Origin of the sequence: Polynucleobacter sp. AM-25C3, from assembly GCF_018882335.1 — a bacterium.
In the GTDB taxonomy this organism is placed as follows: Bacteria; Pseudomonadota; Gammaproteobacteria; order Burkholderiales; family Burkholderiaceae; genus Polynucleobacter.
Genome location: NZ_JACVOS010000005.1, coordinates 71,785 through 95,045 on the forward strand (window position 1 = coordinate 71,785; position 23,261 = coordinate 95,045).

Consider the following 23,261-nt stretch of genomic DNA (forward strand, 5'->3'; position numbering starts at 1 on the left):
CTAAGACTTCGGGTTGCCGCGACTAGCGGCTTGCTCTTCGAGACGATGCTCCAGATAATGAATGCTGGTTCCACCTTCCATGAAGTTCGGGTCGAGCATGAGTTCACGATGTAGTGGAATATTTGTTGTAATGCCATCGATCACTATCTCCGAAAGTGCGATCTGCATACGACGAATCGCTTGTTCGCGAGTATTGCCGTATGAAATCAGCTTGCCAATCATGGAATCGTAATTCGATGGCACTACATAGCCACTGTAGGCATGTGAGTCGACGCGAATTCCAGGGCCGCCTGGCATATGGAATGAACCAATTTTTCCTGGGCTTGGTGTGAACTTAAACGGATCTTCCGCATTTAGGCGACATTCAATGGCGTGACCACGGAAAACAATGTCTTTTTGGCGATAGCTAAGCTTTAAACCTGCAGCGATGCGAATTTGCTCTTGGACGATATCAACCCCAGTAATCATTTCAGTGACTGGATGCTCTACTTGAACGCGGGTATTCATCTCAATAAAGAAGAATTCATTATCTTCGTACAAAAATTCAAAGGTGCCGGCGCCACGGTAGCCAATTTTTCTACAAGCTTCAGCGCAACGCTCACCAATTTTGGCGATCAAGCGACGATCAATGCCGGGGGCCGGTGCCTCCTCAATTACTTTTTGATGGCGACGTTGCATGGAGCAATCGCGCTCACCCAGCCAAATCGCATTCCCATGGGTGTCGGCCAGAATCTGAATCTCTACGTGGCGTGGCTTCTCTAGAAACTTCTCCATATAGACTTCTGGATTACCAAAAGCACGACCAGCTTCTTCTTTGGTCATGTTGACCGCATTTAGGAGTGCAGCTTCAGTATGAACCACTCGCATACCGCGACCACCGCCACCGCCAGCAGCTTTGATGATGACCGGATACCCTACTTTTTTTGCTGTAGCAATAATTTCTTTTGGATTGTCTGGCAAGGCGCCTTCAGAACCAGGAACGCAAGGAACACCCGCTTTAATCATCGCACGCTTGGCTGAAACCTTATCGCCCATTAGACGAATCGATGCAGCAGTAGGCCCAATAAATGCAAAGCCAGATTTCTCTACACGTTCAGCAAAATCGGCGTTCTCAGAGAGGAAGCCATAGCCCGGGTGAATCGCTTCAGCATCCGTGACTTCCGCCGCCGAAATAATAGCTGGCATATTGAGATAGCTTAGTGGTGATGGTGCAGGCCCGATACAAACAGCCTCGTCTGCAAGTTTCACATATTTCGCTTCTTTATCCGCGGTAGAAAACACCACCACAGTTTTAATTCCCAACTCGCGACATGCGCGTTGGATACGGAGAGCAATTTCTCCGCGATTGGCAATCAGAATCTTATCGAACATGTCGGCTCTGAGTTAAGTAACGGTGGATTGGAATGAATCTAGTAGTGATCGATTAAGGATCAGTTAAGCGATGATGAACAGCGGCTGGTCAAATTCAACACCTTGACCGTTTTCACACAGAATTTGCTTAATGACACCAGCTTGCTCAGATTCGATCTCATTAAGGAGCTTCATCGCTTCAATAATGCAAAGGGTTTGACCAACCTTGACTGTGTCGCCCACCTTGACGAAATCTGGAGATTCTGGATTTGGTGCGCGGTAGAAAGTACCCACCATCGGTGAGCGAGCTACAAAACCAGTTTCGGCAGGCGCTTCTTCAGCTACGGGTGCTGCGGCAGCTGGAGCTGCAGCAGGTGCAGCATGCATCGCGTGAGCAGGTGCTGGATTAGCGTAGACCACTTGACCGGCAGGAGCTGGAGATCCGGCATTCACGATGCGAACACGATCTTCGCCTTCGTTCACTTCTAATTCAGAGATTCCTGATTCAGAAACGAGGTCGATTAGGGTTTTTAGTTTTCTCAGGTCCATGGAAAGGCTTCCTCTCTTGTAATTCTTAGTTAATCTTTATTTCTGTAAACGTGCAATTGCTGCTTGTAGTGCTAATTCATAGCCAATGGCCCCTAGACCACAGATCACGCCAGTAGCAATGTCTGATAGATAGGAGTGCTTGCGGAACTCTTCGCGTTGGTGAATATTGGATAGATGCACTTCAGTAAATGGGATGGCCACTCCAGCCAGCGCATCGCGTAAGGCAACACTGGTATGGGTAAAAGCACCTGGATTGATGATGATGAAATCCACCCCATCTTGCTTAGCCTTCTGAATTCGGTCAATGAGTTCACCCTCATGATTGCTTTGGAAGGTAGAAAGCTCGACTGAATTGGACTTGGCAATCGTGCCAAGCTTTGTATGAATATCTTCAAGGGTCGTTTTGCCATAAACCTCGGGCTCACGGGTGCCCAGTAGGTTAAGGTTAGGACCTTGAATTACGAGAATTGAAGTATTTTTCGACATAGATCGATATTTTTAGAGGCAGTTAGGTTTAATTAAGTAAATAAAGCTTTTCTCTAAAACTGCTTACTTCATGAAGATCTCTCTTCACCAAGCACGGGGAAAGTATACCCCTAGAATCTCTTGGCAAGCCCAAAAAATGACCGATAAATTAGCTATTTTTTGCGATTTTAAGAGCAGATATTGCTAAATTATGGCCTGGAATGCGCGTTATTCAAGTTTCTAATAGTCGACAAAATTCAAAAAAATATCTTAAATGGCTGCTTTAATTTCTTTTCTGAGATCTTCTTCGCTTATCTTCCCTAATTTGCTGCTAGTGGCTTTGCCTTGAGAATTAATGATGATGGTGTACGGGAGTGCTCCTTGGCTGTTTCCCATTTGCTTGGACAAATTGCTGCCCTCCATGCCGCCGATGACAATCGGGTAAGAAACAGGCGTTTTTGCAAGAAATTCACGAATATTAGAGGGTGAATCGATGCCAATACCGACAAATAATACATTTTGAGCTTTGAACTCTTGTTGTAACTTATCCAAAGTTGGCATTTCTTCAACGCAAGGGGGGCACCAAGAGGCCCAAAAGTTCACAACCAGCACTTTTCCGCGCCATTTATCAGTGTCGACCGATTTCCCATCGGGTGTTTGCCAGGAGTTGGCAAAAAAGGCCTTGATTGCAGGATCGCTTGCGAGCCCGGTTTTGTAAATCCATTGCGAAGTAACTACTCCTGCAAGGAGTGCCAACAGACTAATTCCGATGATGCTAATCCACTGTCTTCGGTTCATTGCTACTCCTTAGCTAAAATTCCCCAATGCATATTCATATCTTGGGCATTTGCGGTACTTTCATGGGCGGCATTGCCGCAATCGCTCGGCAGGCCGGACATCGCGTTACTGGCTGTGATGCCAACGTGTATCCACCAATGAGTACTCAACTTGAGGCGCAGGGCATTGAGCTCATCGAGGGATTCTCGCCAGATCAATTATTACAGTTTGAGACGATGCCGGATTTATTTGTAATCGGTAACGTCGTTTCCCGCGGCAATCCACTGATGGAGGCCATTCTCAATCAAGGTCTGCCTTACACATCTGGACCGCAATGGTTGGGTGAGCAGGTGCTGTTTGATAGGCATGTCTTGGCTGTTGCTGGAACGCACGGTAAAACCACGACCTCTGCAATGCTCGCTTGGATTTTGGAATTCAATGGCTACAAGCCAGGTTACTTAATTGGTGGAGTGCCCTTGAATTTCACGGTATCTGCCCGTCTAGGTGAGAGCAAATACTTTGTTATCGAAGCCGATGAATACGACACGGCGTTTTTTGATAAGCGCAGTAAGTTTGTTCACTATCGTCCGCGCACCGCTTTATTAAATAACCTTGAGTTTGATCACGCCGATATTTTTGCTGATCTTGCTGCAATCGAAACGCAGTTTCATCATTTAGTCCGCACGGTGCCAAGCAATGGTTTGGTAGTGGTCAATGGTGAAGAGCCAGCTTTAGAAAGAGTGATTGCACGAGGCGCTTGGGCCCCTGTTGAAAAGTTTGGTCAAGATAAACACAACGCTTGGTCTTTGATTTCTCAAGCGGCTGATGGCTTCATTGTTTTTCATGAGGGTAAAGAGGTTGCGAATGTTCAATGGGCGCCAGATTCTGGAGTCATGGGGCGCCACAATCAACTCAATGCGCTTGCAGCAATCGCCTCCGCAAATCACATTGGCATTTCTCCAGCTGATGCGGCACGCGCTTTGACTGAGTTTAAAAATGTAAAGCGACGTTTAGAGACGATTGGCATTGCAAATGAGGTCACTGTGTATGATGATTTTGCACATCACCCGACAGCGATTACGACAACGGTAGATGGCTTGCGTAGACGTGTTGGGCGGGCACGCATTTTGGCAGTCTTAGAGCCGCGGTCTAATACGATGAAGCTTGGTGTCATGAAAGCGCAGTTGCCTAATAGCTTGGAAGCGGCCGATAAAGTTTTCGCCTATGGTGCTAGTTCTGGTAAAGAGTCATTGGGTTGGGATTTGAATGAAGTCCTATCACCACTCAACGCCAAAGAAAACGATCGTGCTTTAGCTTTTGATGACCTAGCTGCATTGGTTAAGGCTGTTGCTCATGAAGCAAGGCTCGGCGATCACATTCTGGTGATGAGTAATGGTGGTTTCGGTGGTGTACATCAAAAAATATTGACTGCAATACAAAAGAAAGCAGAGTGATCAGCATGAGATTGAAAGATAAAGTAGCCATCGTGACCGGCGCAGCTAAAGGGATTGGTTTTGCCACGGCTAAACGCTTTGCCCAAGAGGGTGCTAAGGTCATGATTGCCGATGTCAATCCGGATGCAGTCAAGGCTGCAGTGGATCTGATTCCTGGCTCCGAAGCTTATGTCGTGAACGTGACAGATCGTGCGAGTATCGAAGCTGCGGTCGATCAAATCATGCAACGCCATGGCCGTATTGATATCTTAATTAATAATGCTGGTATCACTCAGGATGCGCGCCTAGTCAAAATGACGGAAGCGCAATTTGATGCGGTGATTGATGTCAATCTCAAGGGTGTATTCAATTGCACACAGTTGGTAGTGCCGCATATGTTGGAGGCAGGCAAAGGTGCCGTTGTAAATGCTTCGAGTGTTGTCGGCATCTATGGAAACTTTGGCCAGACAAATTACTCTGCTACGAAATTCGGTGTCATTGGATTTACTAAAACCTGGGCCCGTGAACTAGGCCCCAAAGGTATTCGGGTAAATGCGGTTTGCCCAGGCTTTATTGCTACTGAGATGGTAAAGGCGATGCCAGAAAATATTTTGCAAGATATTGAAAGACGGAGTTGGCTCGGTCGCTTAGGTACTCCTGAAGAAATGGCAAACGTGTATTTATTTTTGGCGAGTGATGAAGCAAGTTATGTGAATGGCGTGGCACTTGAGGCCAGCGGCGGGATCTCTCTCTAAGCATGCATCTTTTATATGAAGAAGGTGGCGACATTAAGGTCGCCACAGTTCAGTCTGCCTCTGGCGCTGGAGATACTGAGTCTTGGCAGGCGACTAGCCTATCTGGGAAGAAAATTAAGCTAAAGGCTAAAGAAGTTTGGTTGCGTTTTGAAAAGCCAGAGCCGCAAGCCCTGATGGATGAGGCAAATGTCTTATCCAAAGAGATTGATCTGCAATTTCTTTGGGATTGCGCTCCCGATGAAGAGTTTGGTTTAGTGGATGTTGCGCAAGAGTACTTCGGGGCACAAGCCTCTATATCGCAACAGACTGCATTAGCGATTGCATTGCAGGGCGCGCCAGTATTTTTTCGCCGTAAAGGGCGCGGGCGTTTTCAAAGAGCACCGCTAGAGCAACTGCAGGCTGGTTTGGCTGCGCTTGAGCGAAAGCAGAGAGAATTAGAGCAGCAGGCTGTATGGCAGGAAGAATTAATCTCTGGCGTGTTTCCAGAGATGATGAAATCTCAAGCAAACCAATTGCTGTTTGCTCCTGATAAAAATAATTTGGCCTACAAGGCCTTGATTGCTGCTTGTGATCAGTCGGGTGAGTCTCCGGCGCAACTCATGATCCGGTGCGGCGCGATCAACTCCCCCTTGGAATACCACCAGGGCATGTTTTTAAAAGCACACTTCCCGCGTGGTTCTTCCCATGATGAAAACCTGACGGTTGAGCAAGCTGTGTTGGATGCCGCTATTTCAGAGTTGCCGCTAGCTGAGGTCACTGCATTCTCAATTGATGATTCCGGTACCACGGAAATTGACGATGCTTTATCGGTAACTGAACTCGCTGAGGGCGGGCATCGTATTGGTATTCATATTGCGGCGCCAGGATTGGTGATTACTAAAGATGATGCATTAGATCAAGTCGCCCGTACCCGCATGTCTACGGTGTATTTCCCTGGCGACAAGATTACGATGTTGCCGGACTCTGTTATTGCGCAGTTCTCATTGGATGAGGGCGCCGCTCGCCCAGCTTTATCAATCTATGTTGATATTGATTCCACTGGAGTGATAGATAAAGACTCTTTGCAGTTGCGCGCCGAGATGGTTCCGATGGGATCTAATCTTCGCCTCGAGAATTTGGAGCACCTAGTCAGCGAAGAAAGTTTGGCTGATGAATCCGCCAACTATGCTTATCGTCAAGAATTAAGCATTTTGTGGGCAGCGGCGAAGTTATTGCATGCAGGGCGCCAAGAGCAGCGAGTGGCCAATGGATTGCGCGCTGAGCAGTTGGGGGTTGTGGACCCAAATGCTTTAGCTCGAGACTTTCATTTTCACATTAAAGAGCTTGATGGAGTCCAGCGCGTTGAGATCGCTCCCCGCCAGCGCGGCTCCATCTTAGACACGATCGTTGCCGAGTGGATGATTTATTGCAATAGTGCTTCGGGTCGCTTGCTAGCGGACAACGGATTGCCTGGCTTGTTTCGCACGCAAAAAGGTTGGGGTCCCTTGCGTACTCGGATGCAGACAACCCCTGGACCTCATGAAGGTTTGGGCTTGGACTATTACGCTTGGTGTACCTCACCACTACGTCGCTATTCTGATTTAGTGAATCAGTGGCAACTCATTGCTTTGGCTAAACATGGTATTACGGCAAAGATGGTGGCGCCGTTTCCACCACGAGATGCGACCTTGATGGGCATTGCCGCTGACTTTGAAGCCTGTTATTCCGCATATGCTGAATACCAAGATCGACTCGAGAAATATTGGTGCTTGCGATGGGTTGCTCAGGATGGGGTTCCTAAACAGGTCTTTGTGAGACATCTCAAAGAAGGTATGTCCCGAGTAGAGCCAGTGCCTTTGCATTTGCCGGTTCCAGAGTTGGCTACCCATCCTCGCATGACTCGTGCTGAGGTGAGTATTGCCGATGTAGATCTCTTGCAACTTACTGCGGGAGTCCGCGTTCTCCATATAGAAACACCAGAAGTTCCTGAGAGTGATGCAAGTCCCACCTAAGCTAAAGCAGTTAGTAGAGCGCTTGGATGGTAGTTGGCGCCGCTACCCATTTAGCTATGCGCTGGGCCTCTCCATTTTGGCTCACCTCATCTTCCTATCGTTCCGCTGGGGCATTGGGGAGATTGAGAGTCGTCGCTTAAATACGCCACTGAGCGTTGTTTTGGTTAATGCCAGTAATCAAGTGGCTCCCAAGCAGGCTAATAAATTGGCTCAGGCGGATTTGCATGGGGGTGGTAACACCCCCAATCAAGATGCAAGCGCGCTACATCGAGCAAGACTTGGAGCGGATGCTCGCCTCGAGGTTTTAGAAAAACAACAAAAGCAAATGCTGGCGAAACTCGAAGCAGACCGGGCGCTAGCAGGTGGTCGTAAAAGTGGTGATGAGAAAAAAGCCACAACACAACTTAACTCCTTAGAAGCTGAGTTAGCGAAGCGTTTGCAAGTGAATGGGCGCGAGCCCCGTCGCAAAGTCTTAACTGGTGCAAGCACGAAAGCGGTTGTATTTGCGCAGTATTACGATGCTATGCGCCAAAAGATAGAGGCTTATGGAAGCGCATTTTTCCCACGAGCGAATGGTCGGCCTTTGTACGGCAGTTTGGTGATTGTCGTAAGTGTTGATGCCCAAGGGCGCATTGCTAATAATGCCCAGGGTAAAGATGGTTTAAGTATTGGACGAAGCTCCGGCAATCCTGAGTTGGATCGACAGGCTTTAGCTATCGTGCGTGCATCTGCCCCTTTCGGACCTTTTCCGCTGGAGATGCGCAATCAGATAGATATCTTAGATTGGATTTCAACATTTGAGTTCACGCGAGATAGCGCTGATCGTTTGGAGCTACGTCCCTAGCACTCTCAATTAGGGCATTTATTCAGAAATTTCGCTTATCCTGTAACCAATATGAGCCAATCCACTTCCGCTGAGTTGCATACTGACCCCACCCAATTTCCTGGGGTGGATGTCTACGCAGTCGCTGGTAATCCGATCTCACATAGTAAGTCACCCGCTATTCACGCAAGATTTGCTGAGCAGTCCAAACAGAAAATGCATTACGGACGTTTACAGCCTGAGATTGGTGAATTCAAAGCCGCAGCAACCTCTTTCTTTGCTGCTGGCGGCAAGGGTATGAATGTCACTGTCCCATTTAAATTAGATGCTCAGGCTATGGCAGATGCATTGACGCTACGGGCTCAACTCGCTGGTGCTGTAAATACTCTGCGCATGGAAGATGGAAAAATCTTTGGTGACAACACGGATGGCGCTGGCTTAGTCAGAGATCTATTGGCCCAAGGTATTCAAATTCAAGGCTCCCGAATTTTATTGTTGGGGGCGGGTGGTGCTTCTCGCGGAGTGCTTGGCCCCCTTCTAGAGCAATCACCGCAAGAGCTGATCATCGCCAATCGATCCAATGCTAAGGCCGATGAATTGGTTCAATTGTTTGGTGGCTTGGCCAAGTCGTTAAATGTTTCTTTGCGGGCAATGACTTTGAGTGCTCTAGAAGATGCCGCTAAGGCAGGCATATTTTTTGATCTGGTGATTAATGCAACCGCGGCAGGTTTATCTAACGAGTCGCCCATTAGCGATACGGTAGCAAGTAATATTTTTGTCCCGCAATCCTTTGCCTATGACATGGTCTACGGAAAGGTGACCACGTTCATGCAGCAAGCCTTGCATCGCGGGGCACGAGTGAGCGATGGTTTGGGTATGCTGGTAGAGCAGGCTGCAGATGCCTTCTTAATCTGGCGTGGCGCTAAGCTTGCTGATGCGATTGATTCTCGCGCTGTATTGGCGGAACTTCGTACTTCCTAGTTTCTAGCTAAGCTTCGATGCGCTGGCTTTCTTACCTTTTGAAATGTTTGCTGGGTGGTTTTGTTGCCATGCAAATTTACCTTGTCATTCAGATTGGGTTATGGGCAGCGCTTGATCCTAGCGGTACTGCATTTCAGAGGACTGAACGCTGGCGACTGTGTGGCCTGTCTTGGTCTTGCCCGGTGCAGTCATCTTGGGTTCCTTACGACAAAATCTCTGCCAATCTCAAGCGTGCTGTGTTGGTCAGTGAAGACGATATTTTTTTCCAGCATATGGGTGTGCGTGTTGAGGATATGAAAAAAGCTTGGACTAAAAACTCACAACTGAATCAACAAAGTGGCGGTAAATCTAAAACTGCTTTGCGTGGCGGCTCAACGATTACGCAGCAGTTAGCAAAAAACCTGTTTTTGTCTTCTGAGCAAAATTATTTTCGTAAAGCCCAGGAGTTAATCATTACGGGCTTGCTTGAGGTAATGCTATCTAAGCAACGTTTGTTTGAGATCTATCTGAACTCAGTTGAGTGGGGTGAGGGAATATTTGGTATCGGTGTTGCCGCTCAGCATTACTATGGCATTAGCCCTGCCTTACTCAATCGAGAGCAATCTGCAGCATTAGCTTCTGCATTGCCCGCACCAAAGTGTTTCGACAAGGCGCAATACTGTCGCAAGGCTAATATTCACTTCCCCACGCGGCAAGAATTTATTTTAGAAAACATGGATCGGGTGGCTTTAGCACCCACCCCGAAACCAAAAGCCCGCTAATTCTGTAGCCTCTTTTATTTACTGGCTACAGCTCTTAGGGCGTCTCTCGTGGTGATAGCCACCTGTCTAGCTGCCTCGGCAAAATCATTTCCTGAGCTGGCATACAAGATTGCTCTTGAGGAATTAATCATCATGCCAGTCCCGGGCTTATTGGGAATCCTGCCAGCATTAACAGTGGCATCGATATCGCCACCTTGAGCGCCAATGCCTGGAATGAGTAAAGGCATTTCGCCCACAATCGCTCGTACCTTAGCAATTTCTTCGGGAAAGGTTGCTCCAACTACCAGGCTAATCTGTCCAGAGGTATTCCATTCTTGTGCGGCCAGCTTGGCGACACGCAGATAAAGCGGTTCGCCGTTGGGAGCCACATTCAAGAACTGAAGGTCAGAGCCTCCTGGGTTGGAGGTTCGACACAAAACAATCACACCTTTGCCAGCGTGCTTGAGGTAAGGCTCGATAGTGTCAAAGCCCATATAGGGGTTCACGGTTACTGCATCAGCTCCATAGCGCTCAAAAGCCTCTAGGGCGTAGTGGTCAGCAGTGCTACCAATGTCACCACGTTTCGAGTCTAGGATGACGGGAATATGAGGGTATTTATCTTTAAGGTAGCGAACCAGTTTTTCGAGTTGGGCTTCGGCCCTCTGGGATGCAAAATACGCGAATTGGGGTTTAAATGAGCAGACCGTATCCGCAGTGGCATCGGCGATTTCCCGGCAGAACTCATAAATTCCCTCAGGCTTATCTTGGAATGATGCAGGCAAGCGCTTAGGATCTGGATCAAAGCCCACGCACAACATGCTGCCTTGGGAAGCCCACGCAGACTGGAGTTGTTGGGTAAAGGTATTTGGGCTGGAGTTCATTGGGATTAAGCTTATTTTAGTCAAACTGTCATGTTCGATAGGATAAACTAGCGACCATTCCTTAGGAGTTCACCATGATCAACTTGTTCGTCCTGCAAAATGGCCGCCTCTCCCAAGAGCAAGTGGAAGATCGCAATGAATTGTTGCAATACGCCAACCCTATCTGGATCGACGTTGTTGACCCTGAAGAGGAAGAGCTCCTATGGATTAAAGAGGCTTTTGGCGTTCTTTTGCCTGAATTGGATGATTTGGGTGACTTAGAGGCTTCTGCGCGTTATTTCGAGGCTGATGACGGCCACCTCCACATTCGTACTGATTTCTTATTGGATGAGGAAGAAACTTCTCGCAACGTGCGAGTCGCTTTCGTGATGACTAAGCAAGTTTTATTTTCCATTCATGATGAAGATTTGCCGGTATTCCGTTTAGTGCGTTTGCGTGCGCGTTTGCGCCCAGGTTCAGTGAGCAATGCAAAAGACGTATTGCTGGATCTGTACTCTACCGATGCTGAGTATTCTGCCGACGCCTTGGAAGAGGTTTATGAAAATCTGGAGCAAGCCGGTAAGCGCGTTCTACAAGATGACATCACTGATAACGATGCCGAAGAAGTGCTCGAAACGATTGCTAAGGAAGAGGATACGAACGGACGTATTCGTCGCAATGTGATGGATACTCGGCGTGCATTGTCTTTTTTAATGCGTAGTAAATTATTGTCTGATGAGCAGCAAGAAGAAGCGCGTCAGATTTTGCGAGATATTGATTCACTAGAAAACCATACCGCGTTCTTGTTCGATAAGATTAACTTCTTGATGGATGCGACAGTCGGTTTTATTAACTTGAACCAAAGTAAGATCATCAAGATCTTCTCGGTGGTATCTGTCGCCTTAATGCCACCAACTTTGCTAGCCAGCGTATGGGGCATGAACTTCCGCTACATGCCAGAGCTAGAGCAAACTTGGGGTTATCCAGTTGCCATTCTGTCGATGGTGATTTCTGCGATGATTCCTTTATGGTACTTCCGCCACAAAGGCTGGCTTAGCTCGCGCTAAGTATCTTTACTTTTTAGGCTTCTTAGCTTTGCAGTAGCTCTAGAAGTTTGGATAGCGCGTAGTCACGCGCTTGTTCCCGCACTATTTGGCGATCACCGTTGAAATGTTTTGTCATTGTGACGGTATTGATTACATCATTTCCAATGCTCTCTTTAATTGCCCAGCCAAAGCAGACGGTACCAACCGGTTTTTCAGGTGAACCACCTGTTGGTCCAGCGATGCCGGTAATGGAGATGGCGGCGTTGACATTGGCATTGCGTAGTGCACCCTCAGCCATGGCAATAGCTACCGGTTCACTCACAGCACCAAAGGACTCAAGCGTTTCCGCTGGAACATTTAAGCACTCCGATTTTGCGGCGTTGCTATAAGTGATATAGCCTCGCTCAAACCAATCGCTAGAGCCCGCTAAGTCCGTCAGAGTGGCGCAGACAAGACCACCAGTACAGGATTCGGCCAAGGCCATTTTCCAACCACGATTACTGAGAGCTAGTGCCACTGCCCTCGCAATTTCATGTTGGGGATCAATATTATTTTTCATGAGAAGTAACCCAATCCAATTTGCACTAGTGCGATTGTGAGAAGCGTAAAGAATGCGGCTGCTAGATCATCTGCAATGATTCCAAAACCGCGCCACACAATTTGTGTCGGGCTAGATGGCGAAGAGTCATTACCACCTTCTACATGTTTGAAGTGGCGATCAATCATTCCGATGGGGCCAGGTTTTAAGGCATCAAAAAATCGGAATAGTGCAAATGCCAAAATCTGTATCCCAATATTGGCAGGCATGATGAAAACCAGAACTAGCCAGAACGCAACGACCTCATCCCAGACAATTCCGCCAAAATCCTTTTTCCCCAATTCTTCGCTGACCTGTCCGCAGATCCAGCAGCCCAGGAGAATTCCGCCACCAATGATCCACAGCCATTCTTCGGTGGACAGAAAATATTCGCCCAATAAAAATGCAGCCCAAGCCCATAGTGTTCCTGCGGTGCCAGGGGCAAATGGCGCTAAGCCACTACCCAAGCCAAATGCGAGGGCGCGGCTAGGCTTCCTGAATACCCACTTAAAACTAGGAATCGGAGTGGAGGTGGGATTGGCTTGGGTATTCATACGAAGTGATCAAAAGATTTAAGCAGTAAATCCGCTTCCTGAGTATTTAATTCTTTCCCATCGTTACCAACAATGTGTATCTCAGGTGCCGAGTGTTGCATGGATTTGATGCTACCAATTTGAGTGAGCGAAAGATTCAGGTCTGCACTTATTTTGGCAATGACATCCCGTTTACTGCTTGAAGCGGTAAAACACAGTTCGTAATCATCTCCACCACTAGCTGCGTATTGACTCTGAATATCTGCCGACAGTTTGCGTAGTGTGGCGGATTTCGGGAGTTGATCTAAAAAGACTTCTGCATCTTTATTCGATTGCTTCAGAATGTGCTTTAGGTCTCCCAGGAGGCCATCGGAGATATCTAAAGCAGAGTTAGCAATTTCTCTCAAGGCGATTCCCAGCTTGATCCTTGGGTTGGGTTGATGCATGCGGGCTTGAATGATCTCAAGATCCGTCTTTGGCAAATCAATTTCTTGCTGCAGTGCAGCAAGAGCAAGCCCGGCATCGCCAACTGTTCCGGAAACCCAAATGTCATCACCTTCCAACGCCCCTGATCTTCTAATGGCTTTATCTTTCGGAATGCTTCCAAAAGCAGTGATGCAAATATTGAGTGGACCAGCAGTGGTGTCGCCACCAATCAGCGGGCAAGCGTATTGATTGGCAATTGCAAATAAACCCTTACTAAAGGCCTCTAACCAGACTGGATTCGCTTCCGGCAATGCTAGCGCCAGAGTAAAGCCTAGAGGCTTGGCGCCCATGGCGGCCAGGTCTGAGAGGTTGACAGCTAAGGCTTTCCAGCCCAACCACTCTGGATTGGCGTCCGCAAAAAAGTGCCGTCCGCAGACCAGCATATCGCTGGTGATCGCCATTTCTTCATGGGGCTCGGTTTTGAATAGGGCGCAGTCATCACCAATTCCAAGTCTCACCGATCCGGGATTCGCGGCAAGCATAAGCTCTGACTGCGTTTTAAAGAAACGCTGAATCAGGTCAAATTCACCAAGTGAGGAAGATTGCGATTGCATGCCCCATTTTATGGCTCTTGGGAGTCTGTCATCCGAGAGGGATAGAATTAGAAGCTTAAATACGTCTGATTGATGAGTGAACTGATGAGCAAACCAAGCAATAGCAGCAAAGAACAACAGATAGCAGATTTAAGAGCGGCTGCTCTTCACTATCATGAGTTTCCGATCCCGGGAAAAATTGAGATTGCCCCGACAAAGCAACTGACTAACCAGCGAGACCTAGCTCTTGCCTATACACCTGGTGTAGCTGCTCCCTGCGAAGAGATCGTTAAAGATCCTGCAAACGCCTTCAAGTACACAGCACGTGGAAATTTGGTTGGGGTGATTACCAACGGTACTGCAGTTTTGGGTTTAGGAAATATCGGACCATTGGCTAGTAAGCCAGTAATGGAAGGTAAAGCAGTCCTCTTTAAGAAATTCGCTGGTATCGACGTATTTGACATTGAAGTCAATGAAAATGATCCAGACAAATTAGTTGAAATCATTGCGGCGCTTGAGCCAACTTTTGGTGGTATTAATTTAGAAGATATCAAAGCGCCAGATTGTTTTGTAGTCGAGCGTAAGTTACAGGCTCGCATGAAGATCCCCGTCTTTCATGATGATCAACACGGAACTGCGATTGTGGTTGCCGCTGCGATCTTGAACGGCTTAAAAGTGGTTGGTAAAGATGTGGGTAATGTGAAGTTAGTTACCTCGGGTGCTGGCGCAGCTGCCTTAGCTTGTTTAGATTTATTGGTTGACCTTGGAATTCCCCGTAAAAATATTTGGGTGACCGACTTAGCTGGCGTTGCCTATAAAGGCCGTAAAGAATTGATGGATCCTGAGAAGGAACCGTTCTGCCAAGAGACAGAATTGCGTACGCTCGATCAAGCTATTGAAGGTGCTGATATTTTCTTAGGCCTGTCTGCTGGCGGTGTTCTGAAGCAGGATATGGTCAAGAAGATGGCGCCTAATCCATTGGTCTATGCCTTGGCAAATCCAACCCCAGAGATTCTTCCTGAAGAAGTTAAAGAAGTTCGTCCTGATGCCGTGATGGCTACCGGCCGTACTGATTATCCAAATCAAGTGAATAACGTATTGTGTTTCCCATTTATCTTCCGCGGTGCGCTCGACGTTGGTGCCACCACCATCACGCGCGGCATGGAAGTCGCAGCAGTAAAGGCTGTAGCGGAGTTAGCGCAAGCCGAGCAAAGCGAGATAGTTACCTCTGTTTATGGCATTGAGAATCTCTCCTTTGGTCCAGAGTATTTGATTCCAAAACCATTTGATCCACGTTTGATTACGGTAATTGCACCTGCTGTTGCTAAAGCAGCAATGGATGATGGCGTTGCTCAACGTCCGATTAAAGACTTTGATGCTTATCGCAATCAACTCCAACAATTTGTGTACCACTCTGGTACTTTGATGAAACCACTGTTTAGTATTGCTAAACGTGTCCCTGCTGCACAAAAACGGATCGTATTTGCCGAAGGTGAAGATGAGCGCGTATTGCGTGCGGTTCAAATCATTATCGATGAGCATTTGGCTACCCCAATCCTAATCGGTCGCCCTGCAGTGATTGAGCATCGCATTGGTAAGTTTGGTTTGCGCATTAAAGCTGGTGATGATTTTGAGATTGTGAATCCAGAAAATGATTCTCGCTTCCGCGATTTCTGGCAAACCTATTTATCGTTGACGGAGCGCAAGGGTGTTACCGAATCATTTGCCAAGCTAGAAATGCGTCGTCGCAACAGCTTGATTGGTTCCATCATGATCAGCAAAGGAATGGCTGACGGCATGATTTGCGGAACAGTTGGAAATTCTGCAACCCATTTGAAGTACGTTGATGAGGTAGTAGGTCACGAACCTGGCGCTAATGTTTATGGCGCGATGTCTGGGTTGATTTTGCCTGGTCGCCAAGTCTTTCTGGTAGATACCCATGTGAATATTGATCCTACTGCTGAGCAGTTGGCTGAATTAACACTCATGGCTGCAAGCGAAATGCGTAAGTTAGGTCTTGTACCGAAAGTGGCATTACTTTCACATTCCAACTTTGGCTCAAGTAATGCGCCATCCGCAATCAAAATGCGTGAAGTACTCGCTTTGATTCAGAAAGCAGATCCAGCACTTGAGGTGGACGGTGAAATGCATGGTGATAGCGCTTTAGATGAAACCATTCGTGCTAGCGCAGTGACTTCATCCCCTTTAAAAGGCGATGCCAACTTGCTAGTGCTGCCTAATATTGATGCTGCGAACATTTCTTACAACTTATTAAAGACCGCCGCCGGTAATGGTATTGCAATTGGGCCATTGCTCTTGGGTGCTGCTAAGCCGATTCATATTCTGACGCCATCAGCTACTGTGCGTCGTATTGTGAATGTGACTGCTTTGGCAGTAGTTGAGGCGGCTAGTAATGCCAGAGGTGTTGCTTAAGGCTTGATTGAAGGATCTTATTTATGTTAGTTAGCGATAACTAACATAAATAATTATTATATAAATCAATGGTTTATATAAAATGCACTGTAATTGGGCTTGATTTGATGGCGTGTTAAGGGTAACCTAGCACCCATCATGAATAATCGCTCTGAAAACGGCACTACAGTAGGCTTCGACGAACATAGTCGGGCTGAAAGTTGGGATAGTAACGATCGACTTGAAACTGAGTCATCCGCTGCCAACATCTACGCCGAGGGCGGTTTATCTCGTTTACAAACCTATGCAGCAAATCAAGTTTCGGGGAAAAAAGTGACAGCTTCTTGGCGTGCCGCTTTGGCCGTTCGCGATGCCGGACCGCCGGCAATGTTGCGCAGTGTGCGCCCTAACATCGTGCAATCTATCCGTGCTTTCCGCACTCCTGACTTACAGGAAGCGGCTACTGAGCTTGGCCAGCATTTCATTTACGCTAATTGTGCGAATGCAATGACTAAAGGCGAAGTTCTGGAAGTCATTGCGATTGCCTACACATTTACTAAGCAACAGGCGAAGAATTTCGATCCTTTGTTAGATGCTCTAACGACTACTGTCGATAAGTCTGGCCCACAGCCAGGTTTCGTAGTCGTGCTCGAAGGTTTGCCTTGCACTCAGAAGTTTGACAAAGAAGCTCGCGAGACCCTTTTGGATGTGTTTCGTGATGCTGTGGACTTCTGGTCTGAGCGTCGCACTCCTTACCGAGTGTTCTACTCTTTTGCCTAATTAACTGGGTAAGTAGTAAAACAGCAAAAAATCGCCTCTATTCGAGGCGATTTTGCATTTCTGGGTCCCAAATGCTGTGAACAGCGGTAATGGCCACAATTCCAGCAGTTTCGGTTCGCAATATCCGATCTCCTAGAGAAACAATCTGATATCCAGCAGCTTGAGCTTGAGCCTCTTCCTCTGGAGAATGCCCACCCTCGGGCCCAATCATCAAAATCACATCCTGCGGTGGGCTTTCAATTAATACGGAATACAAGCTTTTGTCAGTATCAGGACTTAAAAGTAGTTTAAGTGTGGCTTTTTGTGGCTTCTGTAGATAACTTGCAAAACTTTGTACGGCTTCTACAGTTGCTAAGACCGTACGATCACATTGTTCGCAGGCCGCCTGCACAATGCCCTCCCAATGTAAAAGCCGTTTTTGAGCCCGCTCAGCATCACTAGAACGCGTTAATTTGATGACTGAACGCTCACACTGCAGTGGAGCGATGACTTGGGCGCCTGTCTCTATAGCCTTTTCAACGATCCAGTCCATCTTGTCGCCACCAGCAAGGCCTTGGGCCAAGGTGATTGCATAGGGGCTCTCACGATGGGTATCAAGGCGAATTTCGCTGAGTTCCGCTTCGCCAGCCTTATTACCCAGAGAAAGCAGTTTCGCTTGGGCAACTTGTCCTTTTCCGTCAAAGATAGGGAAGAATTCACCAACCTGGATGCGGCGGACGCGCAAGTGATGAGCAAGCTCAGGAGTGAGGGTGTTTGGCTTTTGGTTTTCCCATGGCCCGGGAAGATAAAATTGAGGCATTACTGAAATATAGCTAATTAATTTTCCCGAGACCCAATTCACGATGTCAAACCTTCAAATTCGCATGGCAAACGCCATTCGTGCTTTATCCATGGATGCAGTTCAACAAGCCAATTCTGGTCACCCAGGAATGCCAATGGGTATGGCTGATATTGCAGTTGGTCTATGGAATGAGCATTTGCAACACAATCCAACAGATCCGTATTGGATGAATCGTGATCGTTTTGTTTTATCAAATGGTCACGGCTCGATGTTGTTGTATTCCTTACTGCATCTCACCGGTTACGACTTGCCGATTGGGGAGTTGAAAAATTTCCGTCAGTTGCATAGCAAAACTCCTGGACATCCTGAATATGGAATTACTCCCGGAGTAGAAACCACTACTGGTCCTTTGGGTCAGGGTATTTCTAATGCGGTTGGTATGGCGCTTGCAGAAAAATTATTAGCAGAAGAATTTAATCGTCCAGGCCATGACATTGTTGATCACTACACCTATGTATTTTTAGGTGATGGTTGTTTGATGGAAGGCATCAGTCATGAAGTGTGTTCATTGGCTGGCACACTCAAGTTAAATAAACTCATTGCGCTATGGGATGACAACGGCATCTCGATTGATGGCAAAGTGGTTTCTTGGTTTAACGAAGATACGCCAAAGCGTTTTGAGGCTTACGGTTGGAATGTTCTGCGCGATGTAGATGGTCATGATGCAGAGGCTGTCTCTAGCGCCATTGCTAAAGCGAAGAAGAGTGACAAACCGACATTGATTTGTTGCAAGACGGCAATCGGTCAAGGCTCTCCTAATATGGCGGGTAGCGATAAGGTTCACGGCTCCCCCTTGGGCGCTACTGAAATTGCTGCAACCCGCGTTGCATTGAACTGGCCTTATGCACCATTTGAAATTCCAAAAGATGTTTATGACGCTTGGGATTTTAAGAAACGTGGCCAAGCTGCTGAGCATGAGTGGAATAAAGAGTTCCAAGCATACAAAAATAAATACCCAGAACTCGCCTCTGAATTACAGCGCCGCATGCAAGGTGACTTATCTAAAGATTTTTCTAAAACTTTAGATGCTTACTTAAAAACTTGTGAAACCAAAGCAGAAACCATTGCTACTCGCAAAGCCAGTCAAAATGCGATCGAGGCCTTGGCGCCTGCTTTACCAGAATTCATGGGTGGCTCTGCGGACTTAACGGGTTCTAATTTAACGAATTGGTCTTCATGCAAAGCTGTACGTGGTGATCAATGGGGTAACCACATCAATTACGGTGTACGTGAATTTGGTATGAGCGCTATCATGAACGGCATCGCTTTGCATGGCGGCTATATTCCATTCGGCGGCACCTTCTTAACTTTCTCTGATTACAGTCGTAATGCCTTGCGCATGGCTGCGTTAATGAAGTTGCGTAGCATCTTTGTCTTTACACATGACTCTATTGGTTTGGGTGAAGATGGCCCTACACATCAATCCGTTGAGCATATTGCCAGCTTGCGCTTGATACCTAATCTGATGGTTTGGCGTCCATGTGATACCACTGAGAGTGCGGTGGCTTGGGGCTCTGCGATTCAGCGTAAGAACGGCCCAAGTGCTCTGATCTTCAGTCGTCAAAATTGCCCATTTGTTCCGCGTAACGGTCAGCAAGTAAAAGATATTGCACGTGGTGGATATGTATTGCGTGATCCCAAGAAATCAAAAATCAATGCTGTGATTATTGCTACGGGATCTGAGATTGCCTTGGCATTGCAAGCTGCTGAGCGTTTAGAAAAAGATAGCGCAGGAAAGATTGGTATTCGCGTAGTATCGATTCCTTCAACCACGGTATTCGATCAGCAAGATGCTGCTTATAAAGCAAAAGTATTACCTTCGGATATTCCGCGCATTGCTGTTGAAGCCGGTGTGAGTGATTTCTGGTGGAAGTATGGTTGTGCTGCCGTCCATGGCGTTGATACCTTTGGTGAATCGGCTCCAGCACCTGTTCTCTATGAATATTTTGGTTTAACGGTTGATCAGATCACTAAAACAGTAAAGCAATGCATTGCAAAGAAACAGAAGAGATAAGAAGCAAAGCAGTTATTTAAGAATTTAATATTAGTAAGGGGAATGGAATGACAATTCGTGTCGCAATTAACGGTTATGGTCGTATCGGTCGCATGGTCTTACGTGCTTTGTATGAAGATCAAGTCAATGGCAAGCCTAGACGTGATATCCAAATCGTCGCAATTAACGCGATGGGTGATATCGATATCAATGCCCACCTCACACAATATGATTCTGCCCACGGTCGTTTTCCTGCAGAAGTAAAAGTGGATGGCGATTGCATGGTGGTGAATGGTGATCGCATCAAGATGTTCTCTACCCGCAATCCTTTAGAAACCCCTTGGGGTGAATTGGGTGTGGATTTGGTGCTTGAATGTTCTGGCAAATTCACTTCAAAAGAAAAAGCCATGGTGCATATTTCTCAGGGCGCGAAGAAGGTATTGATCTCCGCTCCAGGTGAAAAAGATGTAGATGCCACGATTGTTTATGGTGTGAATCAGCAAGTGTTGAAGCCAAGTGACGTAGTGGTTTCTAACGCCAGTTGCACAACCAACTGTTTAGCCCCATTGGTTAAGCCATTGCTAGAAAAGATTGGTATCGAGTCTGGCTTGATGACCACGATTCATGCCTTTACTAATGATCAGGTTCTGACTGACGTGTATCACAAGGATATGCGCCGTGCCCGTTCTGCTGTGACCAGCATGATTCCCACCAAGACAGGTGCTGCAAAAGCAGTTGGATTGGTATTGCCAGCTTTAGCAGGGCGCTTTGATGGTTTTGCGATGCGCGTGCCGGTGATTAACGTTTCTGTTGTGGACTTAACTTTTGCTGCTAGCCGCGCCACTAGCGTGGATGAAGTGAACTCTATCCTCAAAACTGCAAGTGAAGGCGAGTTGAAGGGTATTTTGGGCTTCAATACCTTGCCTTTGGTTTCCATTGACTTCAATCACGACCCACGCCCAAGTATTTACGATGCATCCCAGACTCGTGTTTCCGCTGATGGTAAGTTGGTCAAGGTCTTGGCTTGGTATGACAACGAATGGGGCTATTCAGTTCAAATGCTCAATGCTGCTGAGGCATTGATGGCTGTTAAGTAAGTAGTTGACTGGTGTTTAAAGGCTAAAATCACTTAAAACCTTATTTTGTATGCAAAAAAGACCTCAATTGAGGTCTTTTTTCATTATCTGTCGATATCTTTTATAAGATATGGCTTGTTTGGCCCCTTATTTAGGACTTTGGTTTGCTACGGCAATTCTTCTTTTGGCAGTGGCCATACAAGGCTAATGAGTGCTCCTGGAGCTTAAAACCCAGGTTTTTGGCGATATCGCGCTGCCTTTTTTCAATAGCCTCATCGACAAACTCTTCCACATGTCCGCAATCTAGGCAGACCAAGTGGTCGTGATGCTGACCCTCATTGAGCTCATAAATAGCTCTACTGTCACCCTTGCTAGACTCAAAATGGCTGCGGAGCAATAGCCCTGCTTGCTCAAACTGGGTGAGAACCCGGTAAACCGTTGCCAAACCGATTTCTTTGTCATCTTTAGCCAATGCCATAAAGACATCTTCAGCGCTAAAGTGGGTCCCACCATTTTGATGAAAAAAGTCCAAGATTTTCATGCGTGGACCGGTCGCCTTAAGGCCAATATCGCGTAAATCTGCTGGAGTGGGGTTTTGGTTCATATTCATTGGTTTGGGAGCTAAAATCAATGTCTTAATGATACGGCCTGCCATGCAAAATTGCCTTCAACTTTTTACTAGTTTTTTCCATTCCATTTCTGGGGTTTTACGCCATGCTCGTTTTGGGTTGGTAGTTGCCTCAGTAGGCGGGGTACTGATTATTTCCGGTTGCACGAGCGCCGTTGATGACACTCAACGCGCCTGGATGAATAAAGTCTTTAGGCCTTATGTTCCTGACGTAGTGCAGGGCAACTTTATTTCGAGCGAGCAATACGCCAAGCTGCAGGTTGGTCAGAGTCGCGAGCAGGTTCGCCAGATTCTCGGAACGCCCCTACTTGCTAGTTATTTCCATGCGAATCGCTGGGATTATGTTTTTGAGTTCAAGCGCTCAGGACAGCAAATGAGCAAAGAGCGTCGCGTTACCGTATTTTTCGAAGGCGATAAGTTAGTCAAGTTCCAAGGCGATGCCTTGCCGACTGAAATTGAATTGGTTGCCGAGATTGATGGCTATGCAAAAACCAAGCGCTCATTCTGGGATGTCATGACTGGATCGAACAAGCCTCCAGTAACTCCACCTTTACAACAGCCGGAGTTGCTGGTTCCCAGTCCGACAAATAATTTACCAGCTGGGGCGCCTGTGCCTGCAGCGCCCGCTAGTAGTTCTTTTTGGGACTTTTTTAGTTTTTCAAAAAAATCGCCAGATGCACAGCCTGAGCCTCAACCCTTAGGCCCTGGCGCTCTCAACGTTCCGCAGGCTAGTGAAGCTAAATAAAGATTACTGTTGTGTTGATGCTGAGTGATTTCTTTCGGCAACCTTTAATAAGAAGCGAAGATATAAATGATGAAAATCGCAATTGCTGGTGCTACCGGCCGCATGGGAAAAATGTTGATCGAGGCTGTGCTCAATTGCTCAGATGCTGAGTTAGTTGGTGCGCTGGAGCATGAGTCTTGCCCGCTACTGGGTGAAGATGCAGGTGCGTTCTTGGGTAAGAAAACTGGCGTAGCAATTGCATCGGATATTGCGAAGGCTTTGAGCAGCGCTGATTTTTTGATTGACTTCACACGTCCAGAAGGCACTATGGCGCATTTGGCTGTGGCGCAAAAGACCGGTAGCAAAATGATTATTGGCACCACTGGATTAAGTTCAGAGCAAATTGCTAGTCTTAAAACAGCCTCTGCAAATTTAGCCATCGTATTTGCGCCAAACATGAGCGTAGGTGTCAATGCGACATTTAAGTTGTTAGAGATTGCTGCGAAGATGTTGAGCGAAGGTTACGACATTGAGATTATTGAAGCCCACCATCGCCACAAAGTAGATGCTCCGTCAGGTACCGCACTCAAAATGGGTGAAGTGATTGCGGATGCGCTAGGTGAGAAATTAGATGACGTTGCTGTGTATGCTCGTGAAGGCCATACCGGTGAACGTAAAGCAGGCTCCATTGGTTTTGCAACCATTCGTGGTGGAGATATTGTTGGCGATCACACCGTCCTATTTGCAGGTGAGGGTGAGCGCATCGAGATTAGTCATAAGTCTTCAAGCCGTCAATCCTATGCACAAGGTTCTTTGCGCGCAGCACGCTTCTTGCAAGGTCAGAGCTCGGGCTTATATGACATGCAAGATGTGCTTGGCTTGCGCAAGTAAATTGACGAGCTTAGCTC

Annotated in this window: 23 protein-coding genes; 13 read left to right on the forward strand and 10 right to left on the reverse strand. The window is 47.2% G+C overall.

Features of this window, described 5'->3' with window-relative positions; translation table 11 throughout:
- The 4 genes from accC to ICN12_RS04685 all read right to left on the reverse strand — a co-directional run bounded on the left by accC (position 1) and on the right by ICN12_RS04685 (position 3,162).
- Complete coding sequence (accC, locus tag ICN12_RS04670; protein ID WP_216271018.1) at positions 1-1,371, reverse strand: acetyl-CoA carboxylase biotin carboxylase subunit; 1,371 nt, start codon at positions 1,369-1,371, stop codon at positions 1-3.
- A gap of 63 nt (positions 1,372-1,434) precedes the next feature.
- Positions 1,435-1,899 carry an acetyl-CoA carboxylase biotin carboxyl carrier protein gene (gene accB, locus ICN12_RS04675; protein WP_216271019.1) on the reverse strand — a complete coding sequence of 155 codons (465 nt, stop codon included), beginning with the start codon at positions 1,897-1,899 and terminating at the stop codon, positions 1,435-1,437.
- A 36-nt stretch (positions 1,900-1,935) separates the two neighbouring features.
- Positions 1,936-2,385, reverse strand: a complete 450-nt coding sequence (aroQ, locus tag ICN12_RS04680) for a type II 3-dehydroquinate dehydratase (protein WP_216271020.1) — start codon at positions 2,383-2,385, stop codon at positions 1,936-1,938.
- A gap of 249 nt (positions 2,386-2,634) precedes the next feature.
- A complete protein-coding gene (locus ICN12_RS04685) occupies positions 2,635-3,162 on the reverse strand; it encodes a TlpA family protein disulfide reductase (RefSeq protein ID WP_216271022.1) in 528 nt (175 codons plus the stop codon).
- A gap of 26 nt (positions 3,163-3,188) precedes the next feature.
- Here ICN12_RS04685 and mpl point away from each other — a divergent pair, with 26 nt between their 5' ends.
- From mpl to mtgA, 6 genes are read left to right on the forward strand one after another with little or no spacing between them, the layout of a single operon-like run.
- Positions 3,189-4,595, forward strand: coding sequence for a UDP-N-acetylmuramate:L-alanyl-gamma-D-glutamyl-meso-diaminopimelate ligase (gene mpl, locus ICN12_RS04690; RefSeq protein ID WP_216271024.1), 1,407 nt, complete (start codon positions 3,189-3,191; stop codon positions 4,593-4,595).
- Between the two features lie 5 nt (positions 4,596-4,600).
- The gene (fabG, locus tag ICN12_RS04695; RefSeq protein ID WP_216271026.1) at positions 4,601-5,329 is read left to right on the forward strand and encodes a 3-oxoacyl-ACP reductase FabG; all 729 of its coding nucleotides are present in this window, start codon (positions 4,601-4,603) and stop codon (positions 5,327-5,329) included.
- A 2-nt stretch (positions 5,330-5,331) separates the two neighbouring features.
- Positions 5,332-7,320: a ribonuclease catalytic domain-containing protein gene (locus ICN12_RS04700; protein WP_216271028.1), complete on the forward strand. Its 1,989-nt coding sequence runs from the start codon at positions 5,332-5,334 to the stop codon at positions 7,318-7,320.
- A complete protein-coding gene (locus ICN12_RS04705; protein ID WP_216271272.1) occupies positions 7,304-8,164 on the forward strand; it encodes an energy transducer TonB family protein in 861 nt (286 codons plus the stop codon). The genes ICN12_RS04700 and ICN12_RS04705 overlap by 17 nt, the downstream gene beginning before the upstream one ends.
- Positions 8,165-8,215: 51 nt before the next feature.
- The gene (aroE, locus tag ICN12_RS04710) at positions 8,216-9,124 is read left to right on the forward strand and encodes a shikimate dehydrogenase (RefSeq protein WP_216271030.1); all 909 of its coding nucleotides are present in this window, start codon (positions 8,216-8,218) and stop codon (positions 9,122-9,124) included.
- 17 nt (positions 9,125-9,141) lie between these two features.
- On the forward strand, positions 9,142-9,885 hold the full coding sequence (gene mtgA, locus ICN12_RS04715; protein ID WP_216271032.1) for a monofunctional biosynthetic peptidoglycan transglycosylase: 744 nt from the start codon (positions 9,142-9,144) through the stop codon (positions 9,883-9,885).
- Between the two features lie 14 nt (positions 9,886-9,899).
- Here the strand turns inward: mtgA and pyrF are convergent, their stop codons facing one another.
- Positions 9,900-10,745: an orotidine-5'-phosphate decarboxylase gene (gene pyrF / locus ICN12_RS04720; protein ID WP_216271035.1), complete on the reverse strand. Its 846-nt coding sequence runs from the start codon at positions 10,743-10,745 to the stop codon at positions 9,900-9,902.
- A gap of 74 nt (positions 10,746-10,819) precedes the next feature.
- Here pyrF and corA point away from each other — a divergent pair, with 74 nt between their 5' ends.
- Positions 10,820-11,791: a magnesium/cobalt transporter CorA gene (gene corA, locus ICN12_RS04725; protein ID WP_216271036.1), complete on the forward strand. Its 972-nt coding sequence runs from the start codon at positions 10,820-10,822 to the stop codon at positions 11,789-11,791.
- 22 nt (positions 11,792-11,813) lie between these two features.
- Here corA and ICN12_RS04730 read toward each other — a convergent pair whose 3' ends face one another.
- The 3 genes from ICN12_RS04730 to thiL are packed head-to-tail and all read right to left on the reverse strand — an operon-like array spanning position 11,814 to position 13,920.
- On the reverse strand, positions 11,814-12,329 hold the full coding sequence (locus ICN12_RS04730) for a CinA family protein (RefSeq protein WP_216271038.1): 516 nt from the start codon (positions 12,327-12,329) through the stop codon (positions 11,814-11,816).
- The gene (locus ICN12_RS04735; RefSeq protein ID WP_216271040.1) at positions 12,326-12,901 is read right to left on the reverse strand and encodes a phosphatidylglycerophosphatase A family protein; all 576 of its coding nucleotides are present in this window, start codon (positions 12,899-12,901) and stop codon (positions 12,326-12,328) included. The genes ICN12_RS04730 and ICN12_RS04735 overlap by 4 nt, the downstream gene beginning before the upstream one ends.
- A complete protein-coding gene (gene thiL, locus ICN12_RS04740; RefSeq protein ID WP_216271043.1) occupies positions 12,898-13,920 on the reverse strand; it encodes a thiamine-phosphate kinase in 1,023 nt (340 codons plus the stop codon). The genes ICN12_RS04735 and thiL overlap by 4 nt, the downstream gene beginning before the upstream one ends.
- A gap of 72 nt (positions 13,921-13,992) precedes the next feature.
- On the opposite strand from thiL, the gene ICN12_RS04745 reads away from it, so the two are divergent.
- The gene (locus ICN12_RS04745) at positions 13,993-16,332 is read left to right on the forward strand and encodes an NADP-dependent malic enzyme (protein WP_216271045.1); all 2,340 of its coding nucleotides are present in this window, start codon (positions 13,993-13,995) and stop codon (positions 16,330-16,332) included.
- Between the two features lie 138 nt (positions 16,333-16,470).
- Complete coding sequence (locus tag ICN12_RS04750; protein ID WP_216271047.1) at positions 16,471-17,091, forward strand: barstar family protein; 621 nt, start codon at positions 16,471-16,473, stop codon at positions 17,089-17,091.
- A 37-nt stretch (positions 17,092-17,128) separates the two neighbouring features.
- Here the strand turns inward: ICN12_RS04750 and ICN12_RS04755 are convergent, their stop codons facing one another.
- Complete coding sequence (locus ICN12_RS04755) at positions 17,129-17,890, reverse strand: 16S rRNA (uracil(1498)-N(3))-methyltransferase (RefSeq protein ID WP_216271048.1); 762 nt, start codon at positions 17,888-17,890, stop codon at positions 17,129-17,131.
- A 43-nt stretch (positions 17,891-17,933) separates the two neighbouring features.
- Between ICN12_RS04755 and tkt the strand changes: the two genes are divergently transcribed.
- Positions 17,934-19,946: a transketolase gene (tkt, locus tag ICN12_RS04760; protein WP_216271051.1), complete on the forward strand. Its 2,013-nt coding sequence runs from the start codon at positions 17,934-17,936 to the stop codon at positions 19,944-19,946.
- 47 nt (positions 19,947-19,993) lie between these two features.
- Positions 19,994-21,022: a type I glyceraldehyde-3-phosphate dehydrogenase gene (gap, locus tag ICN12_RS04765; RefSeq protein WP_216271053.1), complete on the forward strand. Its 1,029-nt coding sequence runs from the start codon at positions 19,994-19,996 to the stop codon at positions 21,020-21,022.
- A gap of 130 nt (positions 21,023-21,152) precedes the next feature.
- Here gap and fur read toward each other — a convergent pair whose 3' ends face one another.
- Entirely contained in the window at positions 21,153-21,611 is a 459-nt protein-coding gene (gene fur / locus ICN12_RS04770; protein WP_216271274.1) for a ferric iron uptake transcriptional regulator, read from the reverse strand.
- A gap of 43 nt (positions 21,612-21,654) precedes the next feature.
- Here fur and ICN12_RS04775 point away from each other — a divergent pair, with 43 nt between their 5' ends.
- The gene (locus ICN12_RS04775) at positions 21,655-22,374 is read left to right on the forward strand and encodes an outer membrane protein assembly factor BamE (protein ID WP_216271055.1); all 720 of its coding nucleotides are present in this window, start codon (positions 21,655-21,657) and stop codon (positions 22,372-22,374) included.
- Positions 22,375-22,443: 69 nt separating this feature from the next.
- Positions 22,444-23,244, forward strand: a complete 801-nt coding sequence (dapB, locus tag ICN12_RS04780) for a 4-hydroxy-tetrahydrodipicolinate reductase (protein ID WP_216271276.1) — start codon at positions 22,444-22,446, stop codon at positions 23,242-23,244.
- The last annotated feature ends 17 nt before the right edge of the window (positions 23,245-23,261 follow it).